Origin of the sequence: Pseudoduganella sp. RAF53_2, from assembly GCF_052113985.1 — a bacterium.
Lineage (GTDB): Bacteria > Pseudomonadota > Gammaproteobacteria > Burkholderiales > Burkholderiaceae_D > Rugamonas.
The window spans coordinates 1-4,730 of record NZ_JBFRDW010000481.1 but is presented as its reverse complement, the minus strand read 5'-3'; the positions used below and the strand labels follow the sequence as shown (position 1 = coordinate 4,730).

Annotated in this window: 6 protein-coding genes; 3 read left to right on the top strand and 3 right to left on the bottom strand. The window is 63.0% G+C overall.

Features of this window, described 5'->3' with window-relative positions; translation table 11 throughout:
* Together AB4Z11_RS23445 and AB4Z11_RS23440 are read left to right on the top strand one after the other, a co-directional pair.
* On the top strand, positions 1-241 hold a 241-nt coding region (locus tag AB4Z11_RS23445; RefSeq protein ID WP_442028046.1), incomplete at its 5' end, for a hypothetical protein.
* Between the two features lie 253 nt (positions 242-494).
* Positions 495-1,760, top strand: coding sequence for a PepSY-associated TM helix domain-containing protein (locus AB4Z11_RS23440; RefSeq protein WP_442028045.1), 1,266 nt, complete (start codon positions 495-497; stop codon positions 1,758-1,760).
* On the opposite strand, the gene AB4Z11_RS23435 is transcribed toward AB4Z11_RS23440, so the two are convergent.
* On the bottom strand, positions 1,652-2,560 hold the full coding sequence (locus AB4Z11_RS23435; RefSeq protein ID WP_442028043.1) for a cupin-like domain-containing protein: 909 nt from the start codon (positions 2,558-2,560) through the stop codon (positions 1,652-1,654). The two genes, AB4Z11_RS23440 and AB4Z11_RS23435, sit on opposite strands and share 109 nt — an antisense overlap.
* On the bottom strand, positions 2,561-3,178 hold the full coding sequence (locus AB4Z11_RS23430) for a phosphohydrolase (protein ID WP_442028042.1): 618 nt from the start codon (positions 3,176-3,178) through the stop codon (positions 2,561-2,563). It abuts the gene before it with no gap.
* Between the two features lie 94 nt (positions 3,179-3,272).
* On the opposite strand from AB4Z11_RS23430, the gene AB4Z11_RS23425 reads away from it, so the two are divergent.
* On the top strand, positions 3,273-3,902 hold the full coding sequence (locus tag AB4Z11_RS23425) for a LysE family translocator (RefSeq protein WP_442028041.1): 630 nt from the start codon (positions 3,273-3,275) through the stop codon (positions 3,900-3,902).
* On the opposite strand, the gene AB4Z11_RS23420 is transcribed toward AB4Z11_RS23425, so the two are convergent.
* On the bottom strand, positions 3,889-4,566 hold the full coding sequence (locus AB4Z11_RS23420) for a YceI family protein (protein ID WP_442028039.1): 678 nt from the start codon (positions 4,564-4,566) through the stop codon (positions 3,889-3,891). The two genes, AB4Z11_RS23425 and AB4Z11_RS23420, sit on opposite strands and share 14 nt — an antisense overlap.
* Positions 4,567-4,730: the final 164 nt, after the last annotated feature.

Genomic DNA, 4,730 nt, shown 5'->3' with positions numbered 1-4,730 from the left:
CTCGTCGGGCGAGGGATGGGAATCGTCTTCAATCATCCAGCCGTCGCTGGAATCGTCCACCGGAACTTTTACGTCCATGCATTTTCCCGGAAAAGGTCAATATTTAATGCGTCTTCCCAGTGCCCCACAGTATTCCTCGACAGCATTTTTGTCAAAGAAAACGGGCCTTGCTGTAGCTTCGCCGAAAATATTTGTTGAAAGCTTGAAAAGTTGCGATCAGGCACGCGGGCCGCCATTATAAGTGATTGATTTCACAAGTGAAAATTTTTGCCTGTGAATTGTGCAAATTATAGCAATCCTTGTCATGACGGGCTGCGTTCGCTGTCAAGAGGCGGTTCTCCACATGCTTATCCACACGGAAAGTGGATAACTGTCAAAACGGCTTTAAAAACGTATCCTTAGCGCGGACTCCTGAAGCGAAGCCTCAGCCTAGCACGCCGTGATCATCTTCGCAGGGGTGCAAATGATAACAATTTGCATTTACAATAGCGGGCATGATTAAGGGTACTCCGCGCAGTTGGCTGCGCACCATTCACTTGTACGTGGCGCTGGTATTTGGCGTCTTGTTCGTTTCCGCCGGACTGACCGGCGCTGTGCTGGCGTGGAGCGACGAGCTCGACGCGGCGCTGAATCCTCAGCTGCTGCACTCGCGCGTGCCGGACGGCGCGGCGACGATCACGCCGCAGCAAGTGGAGGCCGCCGCTGCGCGTCTGAAGGCGGCGCCGGGCTACGGCAAGCCCACCATGCTGGCGCTGCCGGAACATGCGGACGGCGTGATCGTCGCCTGGTATCGTCCCGCCAAGCGCACCGAGACATTGTTCGGCACCGATCTGCAGCGCCAGGTTATGCTGGACCAGTATTCCCTGGACATCCTGGGCGAGCGCAATTACGGCGAGTTTGGCCTGTCGCGGCCTTTGCTGATGTCGACGCTGTTCCATGTCCACCGCTATCTGCTGGCGGGCGAGGGCGGCAAGACCGTTACCGGCATCGCGGGCATGCTGCTGTTCCTGACTTCTCTGCTGGGCTTTGTGCTGTGGTGGCCGAAGATGACCTGGTCCTCGCTGCGCAAGGCGCTGACCGTGCACGGCCATCCCACCTCGCGCCACTTCCATTACAGCCTGCACCGCAGCGCCGGCTTTTTCATCACGCCGGTACTGGCCTTCATGGGTTTCTCGGGCATGGCGATGAACCTGCCGGATCTGGTGCGTCCCGCAATTGGCGCGGTGGCCAGGCTGGAACCGAAGGACAAGCTGGCTAACAGCCCGGCCGCCGACCGCAAGATCGTTTCCATCACCGCCGCGATGGCCGCCGCACAGAAGGCCGTGCCGCAAGGCCGCATCTCACGCGTGACGCTGGCGACGGCCAAGGCGCCGTATGAGCTGCGTTTGCGGCAGCCGAGCGAGGTGCGCAAGGGCGACGGCAATACGCGCATCAATATCGACGCCTACAGCGGCGAAGTGCTGCGCCTGCGCGATCCTTTGACTGCGCCGTCCGGCGACAATTTCCTGAACTGGCTGTATCCACTGCACGTGGGTGAAGCTTTCGGCCTGCCGGGCCGCATGCTGATTTCCCTGACCGGCCTGACGCCGCTGCTGTTCATGGTCACGGGTCTGGTGCTGTGGCTGGGCCGCCGCGCCATGCACCGCAAGGCTCACAAGGCGGCGGCCCTGCGCAATGAGGGATCGTCCCGCAACGCCAGCGGCACGCCTCTGGCCCAGCGATTCGCGGAAAGCGAGAAAGTCAAAGCGCGCACCTGGTGATACCAGCCGGCCGGCACATACAGCATATCGCCTGGCTCGACGATCAACTCGATCACGTTGGCCTGGCGCGCCAGCGGGAACTTGTCGAAGTCCGGCGCTTCCGGATCGAAAGGCGAGCCGAACAGCATGGCGTTGGCTTCCTTCGGATACAGGAATTCGTCATGATGCGGCGGCGCCAGGAAGATGCGTTTGGTGCCCAGCAGCTGCGCGAAGATGTTGTCGTCGAAGTCGCAGTGCAGCGGCGTGACGCAGCGTTCGGGGCCAAGCCAGAAACGCGGTGGCCCCATCTTGTCGAAGTAAGCGGGCCAGTGGCACATGCCGTTCAACTCGCGCAGCTCAAGATTGCCGACGTAGGGCGGCAGTTCATGGTCCTGCGCGGCCAGCTCCAAATACTCGGCCATCGACATATCCTGCATGGCGCGATCCGGCGCGAACGCGGTGCCGATGTAGTCGCCAACGCGCGCCCGCACCGGCACATGGCCAAAGCGTTCACGCAGCGACTCCCGCGTCAGCGTGCAAATCGGCCAGCGCCCGACCACGCCCGTCATCAGGAAGGGCTGGCCCTTCGCCGCCAATTCGCGGAAGGCGGCGGCATCAAGCCGGCCAAGGCGTGGCACTGCGCGCAATGCGGGCAGCGCGCGTGCGTGCTGCCTGATCGCCTCGCGCATGGCATCGATGGAGGTAACGCCGCGCACCAGTGCGTCGCGGTCTTCGCGTGCCTRCTGGCGGGCTCCGGCCTCGCCGGTGGTTTTATTGTCGGTGGCTTGCCGCGTCGGGGGCAGTCGTGCAAAGGAGTTCATTTACAGCTTGTTCAGTAGGTGATGCAGTTCGGCCAGGAAGCGTTCGCAGGCCAGGGTTGGTGGCCACGGTTCCCATGCGGTGCCGCCATACACGGCTTGCAGCGGATCTTGCTGCAGCGGTTCGCTAGTGATCTTCAGCGTCTTGCGGACTTCATCCGGCGTCCATCCTACAACGTGCACCGCTTCGCTGGCCGCGGCCAGACGGTCAGCCTGTTTGTGCAGGCGGTGCTCGGCGGCGGTCCAGGCGGGCAGGCCGTAGCGCAGGAAGACGGCCTGTTCCAGGCGCGATGTCAGCACCTTGAAGCCATCGCCCAGGAAGGGTTTGATCACGGAGATGGCGTCGAAGCCAACCAGGCCTTCTTCCGCGTCGTGCAGCAGCTCACGCAGATCCTGCAGCGGTGATGTCGGCTCGGGCGATGCGGCGCGGCGCAGCAGCATCACGGTGATCGAATGCTGGGCTACGGACAGGGGCAGAGGCCAGTTGGAATGTCCGCCCCAGCGGTAAGTGCGGGCCAGGCCGAGGGCCAGGTCGCTATCGTCCCAGTCGAAAGGGGTCGGGTCAAGAAGGTCGAGGCGCCGGCCGGATGGCATGCGCACCCAGGCGCGTTGTGTCGTCATATGGTTATCGTAGCTTCCCGGCCGCGCCGGGCGCAAGCCCGCACGGCATTGTGCTTTGGTATGATGCGTTTTCTTCAATAGAAAGGTATTTCCAGTGCTGATCTCTCCCGAACAATTTGCAGGCTTTCTCGCCGCTGCCGTTCTGATTACCGTGTCCCCCGGTCCGGACAACCTGATGGTGCTGGGCATGGGCATGTCGCGCGGACGCAAGCAGGGCATGGCTTTCGGCCTGGGCTGCGCGCTGGGCTGCCTGAGCCACACGATTCTCGCGACGCTGGGCGTGTCCGCGCTGATCGCGGCCTCGCCGACCGCCTTCACGGCGCTGAAGATGTGCGGTGGCCTGTACCTGATCTGGCTCGGCATCGGCGCCTTGCGCAGCCGCGGCGGCGCGCGCGTGGATGGCGCGGCGCTGCCGGACGAATCGCTGCTGCGCCTGTTCGGCAAGGGCATGTTCGCCAACGCCATCAATCCGAAGGTGGTGCTGTTCTTCCTGTCCTTCCTGCCGCAGTTCGTGGTTGCCGCGCGCGGCGACGTGAGCGCGCAGACCGCGCAACTGGGCCTGCTCTTCACGCTGCAGGCCTGCATTCTGTTTGGCCTGCTGGGTTACTTCTCCGGCGCGGTCGGCAAATGGATCAACCGCAATCCGCGTGCGGGCATGTGGCTGGACCGCGTGGCCGGCGCGATTTTCGTCGGCCTGGGCCTGCGGCTGATTATCGCGCGCTGATATCGAAACGCAGTTCCATCTGGTCCTGCACCACCATCGCGCCACCCAGCACCGAGAAGGGAGTGATGCCGAAATCGCTCTGCTTCACAGTAAAGCTGCCCGTGGCGTGCAGCATCCCATCCTTACGCTCGATCGTGACCGGCACGCTGTAGCGGCGCGTGGCGCCGTGCAGCGTGATATCGGCGTTGAAGGTGTTGTTTGCGGCCTGCTCGGCCTTCAGCACCAGCCAGGGATAGTGTTCCGCATCCAGCACCTTCTCCAGCATATTGCGGCGCGTGCCCGCGATCGCGTCGGCGGACGGTGGCGGCGGCAGGCCGGCCGCGGTACGCAGTCCTGCCTCATCGACGGTCATATCCTCCAGCTTGAAGCGCAGCGCGGTCTTGTGCAGACCCGGTGCGGCGTAGCCCTCCAGCGTATGTGAGGCAATCACATGGTCGTGGCCCAGCCGCGCCAGCGAGCCGCCGCGCCGCACGGTGACGGCGACCAGCGACTGCGCGGGCTGGATCGCCAGCACCTCCTGGCCTGCCGCGCGGGCGTGCTCGAATTCGGCGAAGGCCGCGTCGGGCGCGGCGGCCACGACTGGCGTCGGCACCACCACGGGCGCACTGCAGCCCGCCAGCAGGGCGGCCAGGGCAAGTGTTGCGCCGTAAATTATTTTTGTCATTTGTGATTATTGGTGAGTTTTTGTTAACAGACTTGTACTATCTTGAAGTCAGGATATGGTTTTTCCCCGGTCATCGGCCCGTCACATTGATGAGTCATGATCTCTTTGCACTTTCAAATCTCTCCCGATTTGAATCCCTTAAGCCTGCGTTCCAACGCGGGCTT